Here is a 17,261-nt window from a genome sequence, read left to right on the forward strand (position 1 = left end):
TCTGTGGGCTACGGCGCGGCTCGCCGCCCGGACCCGACTCAGGGCGTGATGACGGCGCGCCCGTCGATCTCCCGGTGTTCGAGCTTCTCGGCGACCGTGTTGATCTCGCCGAGGTCGTACCGGCTGGTGTGGAGGTCGACGTCGCCCTGCTCGACGAGCGCGACGAGCTCCTGCAGCTCGGCGTACCGCCCGACGATGTTGCCGACGAAGGAGAACTCCCCGTTCACCAGCGCCTGCGACGGCTCGTGGACGTGGCCGCCGTAGCCGATGATGTGGTGGTCGCCGCCGGCGGCGGTGATATCGGGGGCGTACGAGGTCGTCACGTCCTCGCCGACGAAGTCGAGCACCTGCGCCGCGCCGGTGCCGTCCGTGATCGCCTCGATCTCTTCCGCGACGTCGTCCTCGCCCGGGTTGATCAGGTGGTCGGCGCCGTAGCCGTCGGCCAGATTCAGCGCCGACTCCTTCAGGTCGACCGCGGTGACCCGGGCCGCGCTCATCGCGTCGAGACACTGGAGGCCGATGTGCCCGAGGCCGCCGACGCCGATGACGACCGCGTGGTCGCCGGGGTTCAGGTCGGCGACCGCCTTCTTCGCGGCGTGGTAGGCGGTGATCCCGGCGTCCGCGTGGGGCGCGATGTCTATCGGCTCGACGCCCGACGGCAGCGGGATCACCGAGCGCTCGCTGGTGTGGAGGTACTCGGCGAAGCCGCCGTCGGTGGTGAGCCCGTTGAAGGCGTCGTTCTCGCAGTACATCGTCTCGCCGAGCCGACAGGGGCGACACGTGCCGCAGGTCTGGACCGGGTGACAGATCACCGGGTCGCCCGGCGAGACCAGGTCGACGTTGTCGCCCGTCTCGACGACGGTGCCGGCGTTCTCGTGGCCGAGGGTCAAGGGGAGCTCCTGCGGGACGTACTCGGCCCACATCCCCTCGATGATGTGGTTATCCGTCTGGCACCACCCCGCGCCCTCGACCTCGACTATCACGTCGTCCGGGCCCGTCGCGGCCGGCCGGTCTACCTCGTCGATGGTGAGCCCCTCGCTCATGTCGTCGGTGTACTCGTGGAGTCTGGCAGCTTGCATGTGTCTCACACTCTCGTACACACCCACATAAACATTCGTTACGGATCTATCCCGCTCGGGTAACCAGCGTACGTCCCAAGATCGCTCAGCTTACCATTGGTAACAATACTGAACGATCCTTATAGTTATATGAGACCAACACTCACACCAACTCGTATGTACGAGATGGACGGCGAGGAGATCTTCGTCATCGACGGCCACGTTCACCTGTGGGACGCCCGACAGGAGAACATCATCCACGAGGGGGGCGAGCAGTTCATTCAGTGTTTCTACGACTACCACACGGGATTCACCCCGGAGGAGAAGCAGTGGGACATCGACGAGTATCGCCACTACGGCGCCGACAAGATGACCGAGGACCTGTTCGGCAACGCGGCCGCCGACATGGCGATCTTCCAGCCGACGTACCTCGACGACTTCTACGACGAGGGGTTCAACACGACCGAGCAGAACGCCGAACTCGCCGAGGAGTACCCCGAGCGGTTCGTGTTGAACGGGAGCTTCGACCCGCGCGACGGTGAGGAGGGGTTACGCTACCTCGAACATCTCAAGGAGGAGTACGACATACCCGGCGTGAAGCTGTACACCGCCGAGTGGCGCGGCGAGTCGAAGGGGTGGCGGCTCGACAGCGACGAGGCCTTCGAGTTCTTAGAGAAGTGCGCCGACCTCGGCATCGAGAACATCAACGCCCACAAGGGGCCGACGATCCGCCCGCTGAACCGCGACGCGTTCGACGTGAAGGATATCGACGACGCCGCCTCGTCGTTCCCGGAGCTCAACTTCATCGTCAACCACGTCGGGCTCCCACGGCTCGACGACTTCTGCTGGATCGCCGCCCAGGAGCCGAACGTGTACGGCGGGCTCGCGGTCGCCTCCGCGATGACGACGAACCGCCCGCGCAAGTTCGGCGAGATCATGGGCGAGCTGCTCTACTGGCTCGGCGAGGACCGGGTCCTGTTCGGCTCCGACTACGCACTGTGGAACCCCGACTGGCTCGTCGACCAGGTGATGAACGCGGAGCTCACCGACGAGCAGCGAGACGAGTACGGCGTCGAGCTCGACGTCGAGACGATGAAGAAGGTCATGGGCGAGAACGTCGCGGAGCTGTACGACATCGACATCGAGGAGAAGAAGCGCCAGTTCCGCGACGACGACATCACCGAGCGGTTCGACCTCGGCGCCCACTACGGCGGGGACGCGGGGGCCGCCGCGGACTGATGTCGGGGAGCAGCGCGGACCCGACGAGCGGCGCGGGCGACGATCCCGCGAAGCGACAGGCGGTCATCGAGCGGCTCGACCGCGTCGAGGATCCGGAGCTCGCCCGCTCCATCGTCGAACTCGACTACATCGACGCGATCGAGATCGACGGCGGCCGCGTCGAGGTCCGGTTCACGCTCCCGACCGCGTGGTGTTCGCCCGCCTTCGCGTGGATGATGGCGACCGACGCCCGCGACGAAGTCGAGGGGCTCGACTGGGCCGACGAGGCGCGAATCGAGCTGTGCGACCACATGCACGGCGCGGAGATCACGACCGGCGTCAACGCTCGCGACACCTTCGGCGAGACCTTCCCGGACGCGGACGGCGGAGTGGCTGAGGTGCGCGCGGCCATCGCCGACAAGGCCCGCGTCTCGACGCAGCGCGCAGCGGTCGACGCGCTGCTCGACGCCGCCGTCGACCCGGAACAGGTCGTCGCGCTCGACCGTTCGGACGTCGACGTCGCCGGCGACGAGGCGCACGTCGACCTCGGCGGGCTCTCGGTCGTCGTCGACGCCGACCCGATCGCCGACTACCTCGACCGCGTCGAGACGAGCGGCCACGTGACGGGCCCCGACGACACGCTGTTCCTGACGCCGGAGGGCGACCCGATCCCGGCCGAGCGACTCGACGTGGTCCAGAAGCGCTCCCGGCTCGCGAGCGTGAACATGGGCGGACAGGGCGCCGTCTGCGACGCGCTTCACCGCGCGCGCCACGGCCCCGACGGCCCGGACGGGTCCGGCGCGTCGTACGTCGATCAGTCGGGCGGCGAGCTGTCCGCGTACGACGGCGACGTCGACGAGTTCACCTCGACGTGGACGCTGAGCAGCGACGACTGACTCACGGTCGGCCCGTTCCTTGCCCCCGTCGCGTTCTCCCGCCTCAGCGGATCGGGCCGAGGCCGCCGAGCCCGCCGCCGGACCCGCCCTCCTCCTCGGGTTCGCCGTGGCCCTCCTTCTCCAGTCCGTGCCGACCGCTCGCGGCCCACTCGTCCCGGTCCCAGCCGCACTCCGGGCACTCGCCGTCCCCCCAGTCGAACGGCTCGCCGCAGCCGAGGCAGGCGTTCTCCGTGTTCATAGCTCACAGTACGCACGACAGACCAAAAGCGTTCACAACAGCTCACGGAACTCGCCGAGGGGCGGGAACCGGAGCGGCTCCCCGCCGTCGCTGCCGCCGTCGCCGCCGTCGGGGGGCGAGTCGATCACGACCGGCGCCAGTCGGTCCGCGTCGGTGACGAGCGGGGAGTCGAACGCCGCGGTGCCCATGTCGTTGACGGCCACGCCCGGGGCGAGCCGGGTGAACGCGGGCAACACGAGGAGGTCGGCGCCGCGGTAGGTCCCCTCGCCGCGGAGGACGCAGGGGCGGCGGTCGCCCTCTATCTCGATCGTCGGGTGGACGTGGCCGATCACGTACCGGTCCGCCGCTGTCGACGGCGCCTCGTGGCCGTGACAGACGACGGTTCGGAGGGAGTCACCGGCGTCGCTGTCCGAGTCGGGGTTCCCGCTAAGAAGCAGCTCTTCGCGGACCGGTCCGTCCCACGCGTTCGCGAGCGCGGCGTCGTGGTTGCCCGCGACGAGTTCGAGGGCGGCGCCGCGTGCGTCGCAGGCGTCGCGGAGCGCGTCCAGGGCCTCGCGGGCCCTGTCGGTGACTCGGTCGAAGGTGTGGACCGCGTCGCCGGCGACGACGACCGTCGCGGGGTCGAACCGGTCGAGGAGCGCCCCGAGCCGGTCGACGAGGTCAGCGCGCTCGCCGAGCGGGAGTGAGACGGCGGAGGCCTCGCCGCGGCCGACGTGGAGGTCGGCGACGACGAGCGCGTCGCTCGCGGGGAGGTAGACCGCGCGCTCCGCGAAGGCGACGTCGGAGAATGCGGAGTCGCCCTCGGCGTCCGGTCTCGTCACCGCCCGTACCCGGTCGAGCGCTCGCGGCGGCGGTCCGCGTCGCGGTCGGCCGGACCGCCGTCGACGTGGTTGCGGGCGGTCGCGTACGCCTCGCGGACGCGACGGAACGACTCCTCGTCGCCGCCCTGGTCCGGATGGGTCTCCTTGACGCGCTCGCGGTAGGCGCCCTTCACCGCGTCGAGGTCTGCGTCGCGCGAGACGCCGAGCTCGTCGAAGGCGTCGCCGACGGGGTCGGTCCGGCCGGCGGGGCCGCCCGGCCGTGAGGGGCCGGCCGAGCGGCCGGTGGCGGAGCGGGCACCGCCGAAGCGGCCGCCGCCGAAGCGGCCGGACCGGCCGGCGCTCGATCGGGTCGACTCGTCGGTCGCCCAGTCGGGCTCGTCGACGTCGAACGGGAGCCGGCGGCCGAGCCCGCGGCCCGGCATCTCGTGTTCACAGAGGACGGTGTAGACGCCCTCGCCCTCTAAGCGGAAGTAGTCGTGCGCGTCGAAGGTGATCGCGACGCCGCGCTCGGGGAGGTAGAAGGGGACAGAGACGTCGTCGAAGGCGTGGTCCTCCGCGAACCGCTCGCCGGCCGCGGTCAGGTACGTCCGGATCTCGCGGCGGCGGCGCTCGTCGCCGGCGGCGCCGCGGCGGCCGGCCGACGCGGCCGGAGCCGGCACGAACCGGTCCCCGAGGTAGAAGGCGACCGCGACCACCCCGGTGGCGGCGATCCCGAGGCCGACCCCCCAGAGGACCCACCGCGGTACCAGCGTCGTGAGCTCGGCGAACACACCCGCCGTAGCGGCTCCGCGGTAATCAACCTCCCGCCGGCGCGTCGGCTACGGAACCGAAAAGCGCGGAGCGTCGATAGAAACGTTCCGTGGCGGTCGGCCGGCTCAAATCATCCCTTTCGATTCGAGCCCGTCGAGGATGTCGTCGACGAGCTCCTCGGCGGTGTCGTAGGGGAACTCCTGTTCGCTGCCGAGCTTCGCCGCCATCTCCATCGCGGTGAAGCTCACGTCGCCGGCCTCGAACTTCGTCGCCGGGCCGTCCGGCAGCGCGGGGACGAGGTCCATCTGGTTCTCGACGGGGAAGTCTGCGCCGCCGAACGCCTCTAAGAACTGTTCGCGGAGTTCCGCTTTCACGTCGCTCATACACAGTTCATCCCGCGACCCCCGCAAAAGGGTTGCGGAACAACCATAAACTCATTTAGGGTTGTCAGGTTTCGTGACGGCGGCTGGCGACTGAGACGGTTCCGCCGTGGCAGTCACTCGCCAGGCTCGACCGCCAACCGGAGCGTGAGGTCCGCACCGTCGGCCAGCGCGGCGACGAGGTCGCGGTCGAGGTCGGCGGCCGCGCCGTCGCCGTCGACGAGTATCGTGCGCTCGTCATCCGTGTAGTCGCTCGTCCGGCCGACCATCGAACGGTCGTCGAGCAGCGCGAGGTCGGGGTCGCCGCGGCCGGTGATCGTCTCCTCGAACGTCTCGTCGCCGGCGTCGACGACGAGCGTCGCCTCGATCGTCGCGTCCGCGTCTCGACACGCCTCGCGGAACTCGGTCGAGAAGTCCCGAGGCGTCCGGTCGGCCTCGACGCCGACGATACAGTCGCCGGCGGGGGTGAGCCAGTCGTCGGTCGTGAGTTCGAACGTGCTCGCGTGTTCGGCGGTGACGTTCTCGTGGCCGACCGCGCGGACGACCTCGACGTGGGGGTCGTCGTCGCCGGTCCGCGGGGCGTCTCCGTCCTCGTCGCTCATTGTTGGCGGTCGGCGGCGACGCGACAAGTGGCCGTCGCTTCGGCACCGAGGAGCGGCTCGCGGGCTGCGGTGCGCCCCGTCAGACGTCCGCGCCCTCAGCGAGCGCGGGGACGAGCCGGGCGGGGTTCTTCGCCAGCACGCGGGCCATCAGGTCCTCGGAGACGTCGAGGGTGAGCACCTCCATCACGCCGACGTTGGGGTGGACGTCGGGCGCGCCGGAGCCGAAGAGGACGCGGTCGGGGTGTTCCAACACGCCGCGTTCGAGCACCTCGCGGTACCGAACCGCGCTCGTGTCGACGTACAGTCGGTCGTACTCGTCGAGCAGGTCGAGCGTCTCGTTCATCAGCTCGGCGTCTAAGGGGTAGCCCCCGAAGCTCCCTAACACGACCGGGAGGTCGTAGCCGAGCAGCTCCGTCTCGACGGCCTCGGGCGGGAACTCCCGGCCCGCGTGGACGAAGAGGGGGAGGTCGGCGTCCTCCAGCCGAGCCAGCACGTCCTCGTTCGGGAGCCCGTCGACGTGGGGCGCCAGCGTGAACCCGTGGAAGCGGTCGTCGTAGGAGTACTGCTCGACGTCGTCCGGTCGGGTGTGGTGGTCGTCGCGCTCGGCGCGGAGGTTCCGGACGACCGACACCGCGCCAGTTCCCGGGTCGCGGGGGCCGTTGAGGCGGGCGAACGCGACGAACGGGCGGTCGATCGACAGGCGCGCGACCGCGTTGTTCGCCCGGAGGTAGCTCCGCCCGGCGGCGCGCTGGCCGGGGCTCGCGACCGCGCGGACGATCCCCGCCTGGAGCATCTCGCGTTCCAGCCGCTCCGGCGAGATGTCTCGTCCGTGGGTGGCGACCGACGACTCGTCGGGGTCGAGGGTCGCGCGGGTGTCGACGATCCGGAAGTCGTGTTCGAGCCCGAGCATGGCCGCTCTCTGTCGGACCGTCTCGGGCGACCCGCATGTGCCTGTCGGTCGCACGGCGCGCGCTCGGCCCGCCTCGGCGCCCCGGACGCGACGGCGACCCACGCCAGACGAACGCTGAAGGGGCCGTCCGCCCTCGTGGACCGACATGGAACTCGTGGAAGCCGGCGAGGATGACCTCGACGCCCTCGTCGAACGGTGGTACGACCTCGCGACGGCGATGGAGCCGTACTCGGCGCTGAACGAAATCGTCTACTCGGACGCGACGGAGGTCCCGGACGACGGCTTCCGCGCGCACCTCGACGACGACGCGACGACCGATTACCTCGTCGTCGTCGACGGCGAGACGGTCGGGTTCGTCACCCTCGAAACGGGTGACCGACCCTCCCGAGAGCGCGGCCGGTACCTCGACGTCGTGAACCTCGAAATCGACCCGGAACACCGGAACGAAGGGTACGGCACGGCGGTCGTCGACCGGGTGACGGAGATGGCTCGCGAGGCCGACCGCGACTACGTCACCGTCTCCTGCGAGTGGGGCAACGACGGCGCGCGGCGGTTCTACCGGGACGCGGGGTTCGAGCCCAAACAGGTGACGTACGCGCGCTCGCTGGAGTGAGCGGCGGCAAGGGCTCGGAGCGGGACGCGGCGGAGCCCGGAAGGACCCGGCAGGACCGAGAGGGCGTCGATCCGCCCCGATCAGGGGCCCGCTGTCGAAACGATCTTCACTACGTCGCCCTCGGTGAGTTCGTGGTCCTCGCCGATCCGTCGCGAGGCGCGCGCGTCGACCGCGTGGAGGTACCCCTCGCCGATGTCGGAGTGGACCGCGTACGCGAGGTCCCGCGGGGTCGAGCCCGCGGGCAGGAGGAACGCGTCCGGGAGGACGTTCCCGGTCCCGTCGGTCCACTTGCCGGCGTCCTGGACCGGGTAGGCCGTGATCCGGTCGAGCAGGTCGTAGACGGCCGCGTTCAGCGCGGTCTGGACCCCGGTTCCGCCGTGGGTCGCCATCGACTCGCGGAGCGCGTCGAGGCCAGCGCGCTGGCTCTCGGAGACCTCGCCGACGATCTCGAACGACTCGTCGCCCGGGTCGTAGTCGACGACGCCCGCCTCCGCGGCGCGGCGGAGGGCGAGTTCGCCGTCGGCCGTGGCCGGAATGACCGGCTTGTCGGTCCCCTCGCGGATGCGGTCGACCGCGCCGTCGGGCGCCGCGTCGACCTTGTTCGCGACGACGACGATGGGCTTGGTGCGGCGGCGGACCGCCCGCGCGAGCGCCTCGCGGTCGTCGTCGTCCCACGCCTTCGGGTCGTCGGGGTACTCCAACTCGCGAAGGACTGCGGTCACGTCGCGCTCGGTCGCGCCGAAGCCGGTGAGCATCTCCGACAGCGCCGATTCGAGGTCGAAGTCCGGCGAGCGCGACTGCCGCTCGACGCCCTCCCAGTTGCGGTCGACGATGCCCGCGAGCCAGAGGTCCATCTCCTCCTCGACGAAGTCAACGTCGTCGAGGGGGTCGTGGCTCCCGACCTCCACCGGCTCGCCCTCGGCGTTCGTCGCGCCCGAGGCGTCGACGACGTTCAACACGACGTCCGCGTTGGTCAGCTCGTCGAGGAACTGGTTGCCGAGCCCCTTGCCCTCGTGGGCGCCCGGCACGAGCCCGGCCACGTCGAGCAGCTCGACCGGGACGTACCGTTTCCCGTCGCGGCAGTTCTCCGCCCCGCAGCGCTCCTCGCGGTCGAGGCAGGGGCACTCGGTGCGGACGTAGGTCACGCCTCGGTTCGGGTCGACGGTCGTGAACGGGTAGTTGGCGACGTCGACGTCGGCCATCGTGGCGGCGGTGTAGAAGGTGGACTTGCCGGCGTTCGGCTTGCCCGCGAGCGCGACCGTGAGCATACCCGACGGTCGCGGCCCCGCGAAAAGCGCCTTTCGGTCGGCCGCGGGGGCACGGAGGAAGTATAAATGAGGTCAGACGATGCGGTGGCGCGCGCCTCCGAGCGGCCGTTTTTAAACGGCCGCGAGGAGCACGTGCGAGGGACGCGGTGAGCGCTCAAAGAGCGCGAACCGCGAGGCTGGGGAGGTGTGAGGTGCGGTTGCTGTGCGGGGCGGGACTCAAAGGGGCAGTCGCGAGGCGGGCGCAGGCGAAGTAAGGACCGCAGGGAGGGAGCGAACGAAGTGAGCGACTAACCGAGGACCGCAGCGAGCGTGCGCCCGCCTCGCGGCTGGGGCTTTGGAGGTGTTCGGCGCCGATCCGCTAGCAACCGTTTATAAGCGAGCGGCTGGGGCTTTGGCGGTGTTCGCCGTCAATCGGTATTCACCGACGTACGGCCGAGCGACTGAGGCTTTGGCGGTGTTCGCCGTCGGTCAGTCTTCACCGACGTATGGCCGAGCGGCTGGGGCTTTGGCGGTGTTCGCCGCCGATCCACTGTCAGGTATTTATAAGAGAGCGGCTGGCCGGATTACGGTCATCGTCCCAGTGACACTTGCGTAGAGTTGAGCTGCTAGGGCTTTGTAGGTGGCCACCACCGATCGACTGGCAGCTATTTATAAGCGAACGGAGAGAGCGCCTGATGCGATAGCGCTGCCAACGTCTATTTAAAAGTCTACTTCCGAGCGACGATCCGGAGCACGTCCTCGTCGGCGAGCTCGTGGCTCTTCCCGACCTGCTGGTCGTCGTGTTTCGCGCTCTCACCCGAAACGCGCGCAAATTTAAACCGCTCGTCGAACTCGCCGCCGAGCTTCGAACAGGCGTCGCCCACGGTGTCGCCCTCGAAGAGGATGAGGGGCTCCTCGTAGTCGACGCCGCGCCCGGGCTTGTCCATATAAATTCGAATGACGCCCAGCTCCTCCCAGAGGCGCTCCTTCAGGCCGTCCAAGCCGAGCTCCTTCTCGGCGGAGATGAAGAGCACCTCCTCGGGGTCGAGGTCGCGCTCGCGCAGCTCCTCTTTCACCGTCGGGAGGTAGCTCTTGTCGATGAGGTCCGCCTTGTTGACGGTGACCATCGAGGGGAGGTACTCGCGGTTGTCCATCACGGCGTCGACGAGCTCGTCGATGGTCAGGTCGTGCGGAATCGTCACCTTCGCGTTGACGTAGCCGTACTCGCGGAGGACCTGCTTCACCGTCTCCTCGTCTAAGCTCACGTCGTCGCTCATCGTCACGCCGAGCCCGTCCTTGTGCGTCTTCCGGATGTTGATGTTCGGGGGCTCGGTGTCCAGGCGGATGTTCGTCGCGTACAGCTCCTCGCGGAGCCGGTCGTACTGCTCGATCTCGAAGACAGAGAGCATGAACACGACCAGATCCGCGGTCCGGACGACCGAGAGCACCTCCTTCCCCCCGCCGCGGCCGCCCGCGGCGCCCTCGATCAGCCCCGGCACGTCGAGGATCTGGATGTTCGCGCCGCGGTACTGCAGCATGCCCGGGTTGACGTCCAACGTCGTGAACTCGTAGGAGCCGACCTCGCTGTCGGCGTTGGTGAGGGCGTTGATGAGGGTGGACTTGCCGACGCTCGGGAACCCGACCAACGCGACCGTGGCGTCGCCGTGCTTCTCGACCGCGTACCCGTGGCCGCCGCCGGCGGAGGACTGGTTCTCCAGCTTCTCTTTCTTCTCCGCGAGCTTCGCCTTCAGGCGCCCGATGTGAGCCTCCGTTGACTTGTTGTAGGGCGTCTCGGCGATCTCCTCGCGGAGGTCTTCGATCTCCTCCTCCAGTCCCATTACCCGTTTCTCGGCCGGTCGGCTCGTTAAAGGTGTTCCTTCGAACCGCCCGCCCGGCGGCGGGGACCGAACCGCCCGCCCACGCTCCGCGAACCGCCCGGCTGCCCTCCGCAAACCGACGGATCGTCGCCGGAGGAGTGGTTGGAACGCCGATACTTCGACACGGTTATATCGGCGCCGAATAATCCCAACCCACGCCGAATGCCAGACCCGTCGAGCCTCCGAGACAGCACGCAGATCGTCCTCCCGCGCCGCGCGCTCGACGGACACCGAGAGTGCCTCGAATCCCGCTTCACCGTCACCGTCGTCGAGACGGCCGAACAGTACCGTATCATCGGCAGTCCGGTCGAGATCAAGGCCGCGAGCGACTACCTCACGCGCAACGGCGTCGCCGTCGCGTAGCGCGACCAACACTCTTCCGCTCGGCCCCTCCCCCGGACCTTGCCGCGCCCCGATTCCCTTCTCCAATCCGCCCGTTCGGAGGGTTGAAGTCGCCGCTCGTCGAGGCCACGTGACGATGGTCACTCGCCGGTCGCTGCTCGCCGCGGGCGCCGCCGGAGTCGGCGGGACCGCCGGCTGCGCTGCCGCTCCGTCGGACCTCGACGCAGGCGACCCTGCCGCAACCGGCGGCGACGCGGACGACGAAACACTCGGCGACGCCGACGACGAAACCCTCGGCGACGCACGGATCGGCCTCGTCGGCGACCTGATGCTCGGACGCAGCGTCGCCGACCGCTGGGCCGAGAGCGACGATCCCGAGGGCGTCTGGGGGACGACGCTCCCGCGGCTCCGCGAGCTCGACGCGCTCGTCGGCAACCTGGAGTGTTGCGTCTCCGACCGCGGCGAGCGCTGGCCGGGCAAGGCCTACTATTTCCGGTCGCCGCCGTCGTTCGCGATTCCCGCGTTGGAGGCGGCGGGCGTCTCCTTCGTCTCGCTTGCCAACAACCACATCCTCGACTATCAAGAGCCCGCCCTCCACGACACCAGAACGCACCTCGCGGACGCCGGGATCGCCCGCGCCGGCGCCGGCACGAACGCCGACGAGGCGCTCGAACCCGCGACGTTCGAGGCCGGCGACCTCACCGTCGCCGCGTTCGGCCTCACCGACCAGTCCACGGCGTTCGCGGCGACCGACGACGATCCGGGCACCGCGTTCGCGCGACTCGACCCCGCAGTCCGGGAGACGCGCGCCCTCGTCGGTGAGCTCCTCGACCGCGTCGCCGACCTCGATCCGGACCTCGTCGTCGCCTCGCTCCACTGGGGCGCGAACTGGGAGACCGAGCCGCGCGCGGTTCACGAGCGGTTCGGCCGCTGGCTCGTCGACCAGGGGGTCGACGTCGTCCACGGCCACAGCGCCCACGTTCTCCAGGGCGTCGAGGTGTACGAGGAGAGCCCGATACTCTACGACGCGGGCGATTTCGTGGACGACTACGTGAGCTACCGCGACCGCGAGGGCGTCCGCAACAAGCGCAGCGCGCTATTCGAACTCGTCGTCCGCGACGGCGACCCGACGGCCCTCGACGTCCGCCCGACCGAGATCGTCGACGAGACCGCGAGGCTGGCCGACGGCGATGTCGCCGAGTGGGTCCGAGAGACGGTCGCCGAGCGCTCCGCGGCGTTCGGGACCACGGTCGAGGGCGTCGACGGCGGGCGCGACGGCGGCCGCCTGCGGATCCCGCTCGGCGGGGAGTAGCGGGACCGTATGTACGGATCCGTTCGATCCCGTACACACGGTTCCAGTTCAACGACCGCGCGCACGGTCGGATGTGGCGCGTCCCGAACATCGTCGACGGGACGCCGCCGCGGCGGTGAACAGAACTTCAGTAAGCCGCGTTACAGAAATATCATTCAGATTACTATTATGTGGGTCCACCCCGTTCGAACTGTTATGACACGGTACGCATCCGGTCCGGTGTCAGTTCGCCAGCGCGACGGAACGACGGCACGACCTCCGCGGACGGCGGCCGGGATCGTCCCGTTCGTCCTCTTGCCCGCGGCTATCGTCTTGGCCGTGAGCCTCCCCGTCACGGCGGCCGCAGTCGTCGGCGGTGTCGCGCTCGCTGAGCTCCACCGCCGAGCGCGAACGGCTTGGCGGGAGCGCGAAGACGCACCGATCGGCCGCTCACGGTGGACCACGCACGACGCGTGAGTCGCGCAGCCTGCCCTTCTCCGGGCACCGCAGCACGACGGGGGTTCCGATCGGTCCGGGGCAGCCGGTCTGTCCTGATCGGTCCGTGGCAGCCGCTCCCGCTCGATCGTCTCGGAACTCCCGTAACCAGTAAATCAATCAACGTGAAGCGCGATACCGCCCGGTACCCTTCCAGACGATGACTCAGTTCGATTCCGAGGCCGCGGCGTCGTTCGACGCGCTCGGTCAGGAGGTACGCATCGGCATCCTCGAAGCGTTGGTCCAAAAGCGGGTCGACGACCCCCGGAACCCCGGAGCGAGCTTCTCTGAGCTCCGGGAGCGAGTCGGCGTCACCGACTCGGGCCGGTTCAACTACCACCTCGACAAGCTCACCGGGCGCTTCGTTCAGGAGACGGACGCGGGCTACGAACTCAACGCCGCCGGCCAAGAGATCGTCGGCGCAGTACTCTCTCGGAGCTTCGACTCCGAGGGGGAGTCGGGCCCCACCGCCCTGAACGCGCCGTGCCGGGCCTGCGGCGAGACGGTCCGCGTCCGCTACGAGGACGGGAAGCTCTTCGTCGAGTGCGACAACGGCCATCTCAACCACAGCGACTACCTCCCCGGCAGCCTCGTCGAGGAGCGACCGCTGCCGGAAGCAACGGCGCTGGCGACGCTGCTCGGGCAACAGGACCTCGCCTTGGTGACTCGCGACGTTTGCCCGAGCTGTTACCGGGAGATCGAGTCGGGCGTCGTGCTGGAAGCGGGAGAGCCGGCGCTTGAGGGCCAGTGTCACCACTGCGGACACTTCTTCCGCGGACCGGTCTCGCTCGCCGTGCTCACGCACCCCGTCCTCCGAGCGTTCTACCTCGAACGGGGCAGAGACGTCCGCGAGGTCTCCCTGTGGTCGCTGCCGTTCTTGACCGAGTCGGACCGCGCGCACGTCGACTCCGAGTCCCCGCTCCGGGTCACGGTCGACGCGTCGTACGACGGCGACGAGCTGACCTTCTCGCTCGACGAGGACGCCGCCGTGACCGAGTACCACGTCGAACGGATCCGCGCGCAGCGAGAGTGATTACCCCTCATCCGGACGGACTGTGACACCCTCTCAACGAGTGCCGTGCGTCCGCCGAATCGTCCCCGCGTCCTGCTGGGGTCCAAACCCTATTGCGTCGCAGCCGTCAACGACGGCCGTGACGAACACCAACCGCGAGTGGCTTCTCGCCGAGCGGCCGACCGGCGAGCCCGACTTGGACAGCTTCGAACTGCGCGAGACGGACGTCCCCGCCCCCGCGCCGGGCGAACTCCTCGTTCGCACCCGGTTCCTCTCGGTCGACCCGTACATGCGCGGCCGGATGCGCGACGCCGAGTCGTACGCGGAACCGTGGGACGTGGGTGACGCGCTCAAGGGCGGCGTCGTCGGTGAAGTGATCGAGTCGGAGAGCGACGCGTACGACGCGGGCGACCTCGTGACCGGCGAGGGCAAGTGGGCCGACTACGCGACCCTCGACGCCGACGACGTCGCGCCGGTCGACCCGACCGTCGCCGCCCCCGAGGCGTACCTCGGCGTCCTCGGCATGCCCGGCCGGACCGCCTACTTCGGCCTCCTCGAAGTCGGCGAGCCGAAGCCCGGCGACACGGTCGTCGTCTCCGGCGCGGCCGGCGCGGTCGGCTCGGTCGTCGGCCAGATCGCGAAACGCAACGGCTGCCGCGTGGTCGGCTTCGCCGGCAGCGACGAGAAGACCGACTGGCTCACCGACGACCTCGGCTTCGACGCCGCGATCAACTACAAGGCCACCGACGACTACCGCGCCGCGCTCGCCGAGGCGGCGCCCGACGGCGTCGACGTGTACTTCGACAACGTCGGGGGGCCGATCACCGACGCCGTGTTCACGAAGCTGAACCTCGACGCGCGCGTCGCGGTCTGCGGCCAGATCGCGCACTACAACGACGAGGAGGTCCCGACCGGCCCGCGGAAGCTCCCGGGGCTCATTCCGGTGCGGGCGACGGTTCAGGGCCTGCTCGTCAGCGACTTCGCCACCCGGTTCGGCGAGGCGAGCGAGCGGCTCGGACGGTGGGTCGCCAGCGGCGAACTCGGACACCGCGAGACGATCGTGGAGGGCTTGGAGAACGCGCCCGACGCCTTCCTCGGCCTGTTCTCGGGCGACAACATCGGCAAGCAGGTGGTTCGGGTGTCGGCGGGCGAGCCGTAGCCGCACCCCGTTCGAACGCGTCACTCGGCGAGCGCGACTCGGCGGCGGCGGCGGCCGTCGCCGCCGCGAGGGAACCGCCGGCAGGGCTATACGAGGCTGAGATGTATCAACACGTATGAACGTACTCCGCTGGGCCGCGATCGCGATCGTCGGGGCCGTCATCGTCGTCGCCGCCGCGTACGCGGTCTTCGGCGGGGTCCTGATCGGATCCGACGTGGCGTCGTACTCGTCGGACGGCGTCACCGTGTCGGACCTCGCGTACGAGGACACGCTCGACCGAGCCGGCGCGGCAGGGTACGCGGTCGAGCGCGTCGGGTCCAGCGGCTTCCACCCGGAGGGGATCGACGAGCTCGACGCCGAGCTGGGCCCGGAGTACGAGGCGTTCAGGGTCACGTTCGACCACTCGGAGACGAAGCGGCTGTGGGCCACCTTCTACGCGGACGAGGGCGTCACCGTCGTGACCGTCTTCGCGGACGACAACCGCGGCGAGTTCACCGTCGAGGACCTCCCGCCGGAAGCGTGGCTCGTCGATCGGCTCACGCTGCTGTTCGAGATGGACGAGCCGACCGCGGAGGGATACGTCGAGGAACTCCGAGCGGAGGTCCGCACCGCTGACCCCGCCGAGCCCGGAGCGGGCACCCCGGAGGTACGGATCGACGAGCCGGTCGCGTTCCGCGCGACGTACGACGAGCTGAGCGCCCGCGCGACGACGGTCACGGAGCGTTCCTTCCCGGGCACCGGCCAACACGCTCGCGAGTACTACGCGGGCGAGGAGCGGCTCGGCGGGATCGACTTCGTCCTCTCGCGGGCGACCGTCACGCACGAAGCCGACGGGTACACCTACCGCGTACACCTCGATTACCACGGCGGGGTCGAGGTCGACGCCCAGACGCGCGCTTCCCGATCCTTCGAGGAAGACGACGTTCGTGCGACGTTCCGGCGGATGTTCGAGGAGATGGGGATCCCGCCGGAGACGGCCGACCACCTGCGGCTCGAGTACCGCGGGAGCGTGTGGTGAACGGGTCCGTCCCGCCCCTTCGCTCATCCGCGCATACATGCCTCTCACGTTCGTTCGAGGCAGTATGCGCGGGACCGGATTCGAACCGGCGGACCCCTACGGGATAGCGTCCTAAGCGCTACGCCTTTGGCCTGGCTCGGCAACCCGCGCGCAAACCAGCGTACGCGAAACCGACTCAAGAACCTGACGAACCGACAGCAGCGACGCGATTCATAATGGGGTGGCGCGTGCCTGCGAGGCCGCTCTGCGGCCGAGCAGCACGCGCGAGGGAGTCGCTGGCGGCTGGCGCCGCCAGCGACGAGGCTGGGGAGGCGTGAGGTGCGGTGCTGTGCGTTCCCGCGAGCGAAGCGAGCGGGAGCACGGAAGTCGCAGCCCGCGCAGCGAGCGGAGTGAGCGAGCAGGACCGTCTTCCGGAGGGGTGGGACTCAAAGGGGCGGCCGGGAAGCGGGCGTAGGCGACGAAAGCACCGGAGCGAGGGAGCGAACGGAGTGACCGACCGAGTGAGTAGCGCAGCGAGCGTACGCCCGCTTCCCGGCCGGGGCTTTGGCGGTCTCCGCTACCGAGTTCGTGTCACCGCTCGCTCACGAACCACCACCGACCGATCCCGCTCCATCGTATCAGCAGTACTCGCAGTCGCAGTACTCGTCACAGACGGGGTTGTCGCAGTCGGCCCCGCGGGCCGAACAGTGCTCTCGCCCGTGCCGAATCAGGAGGACGTGAAGCGGGTAGATCAGCTCGTCCGGGACCTGCTCGTCTAACACCTCGTGGGCGCGCTCGTTCGACGCGGACTCCTGGACGAGTCCGAACCGCTTCGAGACGCGCTCGACGTGGGTGTCGACCGCCATCGTCGGCTTCCCGAAGTGGAAGTTCAACACGACGCTGGCGGTCTTCGGGCCGACGCCTTTGATCTCGGTGAGCCACGCCTTCGCGTCGTCGGTCGCCATCGCGTCGAGGAACGCCAGCGAGTACGCGCCGCCGGTCTCCTCGCGGATCGCGGTCAGCGCGCGCTGGATCCGCGCGGCCTTCTGGTCTGGGAGCCCCGCGACGCGGATCGTCTCGGCAAGCTCGTCGTGGTCGGCGGCCTCGATCGCCGCGAAGTCGGCGTACCGCTCGAACAGCGCCTCCGACGCGCGGCGGGTGTTCTCGTCGGCGACGTTCTGCGAGAGGATCGTCGTCACCAGTTGCCTGACGCCCTCGCCCGGCTCCGCGGTCGGGTCCGCGCCGTGCTCGGCGACGCGGTCGACCGGCTCGTACAGCGCGACGAGGTCGTCGTGAAGCGCCCGGACCCGCGTCTCGTCCCACGTCTGCGTCGACATACGCGCGCTACGTGCGCG

18 protein-coding genes and 1 tRNA gene are annotated in these 17,261 nt (G+C 69.5%); 8 read left to right on the forward strand and 11 right to left on the reverse strand.

Features of this window, described 5'->3' with window-relative positions:
* Positions 1-38: 38 nt before the first annotated feature.
* Positions 39-1,079: an NAD(P)-dependent alcohol dehydrogenase gene (locus B378_RS0105090; RefSeq protein WP_017342737.1), complete on the reverse strand. Its 1,041-nt coding sequence runs from the start codon at positions 1,077-1,079 to the stop codon at positions 39-41.
* Between the two features lie 156 nt (positions 1,080-1,235).
* Here B378_RS0105090 and B378_RS0105095 point away from each other — a divergent pair, with 156 nt between their 5' ends.
* Together B378_RS0105095 and B378_RS0105100 are read left to right on the forward strand one after the other, a co-directional pair.
* Positions 1,236-2,297, forward strand: coding sequence for an amidohydrolase family protein (locus B378_RS0105095; protein WP_017342738.1), 1,062 nt, complete (start codon positions 1,236-1,238; stop codon positions 2,295-2,297).
* Entirely contained in the window at positions 2,297-3,172 is an 876-nt protein-coding gene (locus B378_RS0105100) for a metal-sulfur cluster assembly factor (protein ID WP_017342739.1), read from the forward strand. The genes B378_RS0105095 and B378_RS0105100 overlap by 1 nt, the downstream gene beginning before the upstream one ends.
* Positions 3,173-3,215: 43 nt before the next feature.
* Here the strand turns inward: B378_RS0105100 and B378_RS0105105 are convergent, their stop codons facing one another.
* The 6 genes from B378_RS0105105 to B378_RS0105130 all read right to left on the reverse strand — a co-directional run bounded on the left by B378_RS0105105 (position 3,216) and on the right by B378_RS0105130 (position 6,873).
* Positions 3,216-3,410 (reverse strand): hypothetical protein, encoded by a 195-nt coding sequence (locus B378_RS0105105; RefSeq protein WP_017342740.1) that lies wholly within the window; start codon positions 3,408-3,410, stop codon positions 3,216-3,218.
* A gap of 32 nt (positions 3,411-3,442) precedes the next feature.
* A complete protein-coding gene (locus B378_RS0105110) occupies positions 3,443-4,231 on the reverse strand; it encodes a metallophosphoesterase (protein ID WP_017342741.1) in 789 nt (262 codons plus the stop codon).
* Positions 4,228-5,001 carry a J domain-containing protein gene (locus B378_RS0105115; RefSeq protein ID WP_017342742.1) on the reverse strand — a complete coding sequence of 258 codons (774 nt, stop codon included), beginning with the start codon at positions 4,999-5,001 and terminating at the stop codon, positions 4,228-4,230. The genes B378_RS0105110 and B378_RS0105115 overlap by 4 nt, the downstream gene beginning before the upstream one ends.
* A gap of 105 nt (positions 5,002-5,106) precedes the next feature.
* Positions 5,107-5,364 (reverse strand): MTH865 family protein, encoded by a 258-nt coding sequence (locus B378_RS0105120; RefSeq protein WP_017342743.1) that lies wholly within the window; start codon positions 5,362-5,364, stop codon positions 5,107-5,109.
* A 113-nt stretch (positions 5,365-5,477) separates the two neighbouring features.
* A complete protein-coding gene (locus B378_RS0105125) occupies positions 5,478-5,963 on the reverse strand; it encodes a DUF371 domain-containing protein (RefSeq protein ID WP_017342744.1) in 486 nt (161 codons plus the stop codon).
* Positions 5,964-6,042: 79 nt separating this feature from the next.
* Positions 6,043-6,873 (reverse strand): amidohydrolase family protein, encoded by an 831-nt coding sequence (locus B378_RS0105130; protein WP_017342745.1) that lies wholly within the window; start codon positions 6,871-6,873, stop codon positions 6,043-6,045.
* Between the two features lie 145 nt (positions 6,874-7,018).
* Here B378_RS0105130 and B378_RS0105135 point away from each other — a divergent pair, with 145 nt between their 5' ends.
* Positions 7,019-7,486, forward strand: a complete 468-nt coding sequence (locus B378_RS0105135; protein ID WP_017342746.1) for a GNAT family N-acetyltransferase — start codon at positions 7,019-7,021, stop codon at positions 7,484-7,486.
* Between the two features lie 80 nt (positions 7,487-7,566).
* On the opposite strand, the gene B378_RS0105140 is transcribed toward B378_RS0105135, so the two are convergent.
* Both B378_RS0105140 and B378_RS0105145 read right to left on the reverse strand, forming a co-directional pair.
* Positions 7,567-8,754, reverse strand: coding sequence for a redox-regulated ATPase YchF (locus B378_RS0105140; protein ID WP_017342747.1), 1,188 nt, complete (start codon positions 8,752-8,754; stop codon positions 7,567-7,569).
* A gap of 707 nt (positions 8,755-9,461) precedes the next feature.
* On the reverse strand, positions 9,462-10,571 hold the full coding sequence (locus B378_RS0105145; RefSeq protein WP_017342748.1) for a GTP-binding protein: 1,110 nt from the start codon (positions 10,569-10,571) through the stop codon (positions 9,462-9,464).
* Positions 10,572-10,772: 201 nt separating this feature from the next.
* Between B378_RS0105145 and B378_RS0105150 the strand changes: the two genes are divergently transcribed.
* The 5 genes from B378_RS0105150 to B378_RS0105175 all read left to right on the forward strand — a co-directional run bounded on the left by B378_RS0105150 (position 10,773) and on the right by B378_RS0105175 (position 15,927).
* A complete protein-coding gene (locus B378_RS0105150; RefSeq protein ID WP_017342749.1) occupies positions 10,773-10,973 on the forward strand; it encodes a hypothetical protein in 201 nt (66 codons plus the stop codon).
* 115 nt (positions 10,974-11,088) lie between these two features.
* Positions 11,089-12,264, forward strand: coding sequence for a CapA family protein (locus B378_RS0105155; RefSeq protein ID WP_017342750.1), 1,176 nt, complete (start codon positions 11,089-11,091; stop codon positions 12,262-12,264).
* Between the two features lie 634 nt (positions 12,265-12,898).
* Complete coding sequence (locus tag B378_RS0105165; protein ID WP_017342752.1) at positions 12,899-13,771, forward strand: helix-turn-helix domain-containing protein; 873 nt, start codon at positions 12,899-12,901, stop codon at positions 13,769-13,771.
* 118 nt (positions 13,772-13,889) lie between these two features.
* Positions 13,890-14,909, forward strand: coding sequence for an NADP-dependent oxidoreductase (locus tag B378_RS0105170; RefSeq protein ID WP_017342753.1), 1,020 nt, complete (start codon positions 13,890-13,892; stop codon positions 14,907-14,909).
* A gap of 115 nt (positions 14,910-15,024) precedes the next feature.
* A complete protein-coding gene (locus B378_RS0105175) occupies positions 15,025-15,927 on the forward strand; it encodes a hypothetical protein (RefSeq protein ID WP_017342754.1) in 903 nt (300 codons plus the stop codon).
* A 65-nt stretch (positions 15,928-15,992) separates the two neighbouring features.
* Here B378_RS0105175 and B378_RS0105180 read toward each other — a convergent pair.
* A tRNA-Leu gene (locus B378_RS0105180) sits at positions 15,993-16,077 on the reverse strand.
* Between the two features lie 467 nt (positions 16,078-16,544).
* Entirely contained in the window at positions 16,545-17,243 is a 699-nt protein-coding gene (gene nth / locus B378_RS0105185) for an endonuclease III (protein WP_017342755.1), read from the reverse strand.
* Between the last annotated feature and the right edge of the window lie 18 nt (positions 17,244-17,261).

This window comes from Halorubrum sp. T3 (assembly GCF_000296615.1).
GTDB classification, from domain to species: domain Archaea; phylum Halobacteriota; class Halobacteria; order Halobacteriales; family Haloferacaceae; genus Halorubrum; species Halorubrum ruber.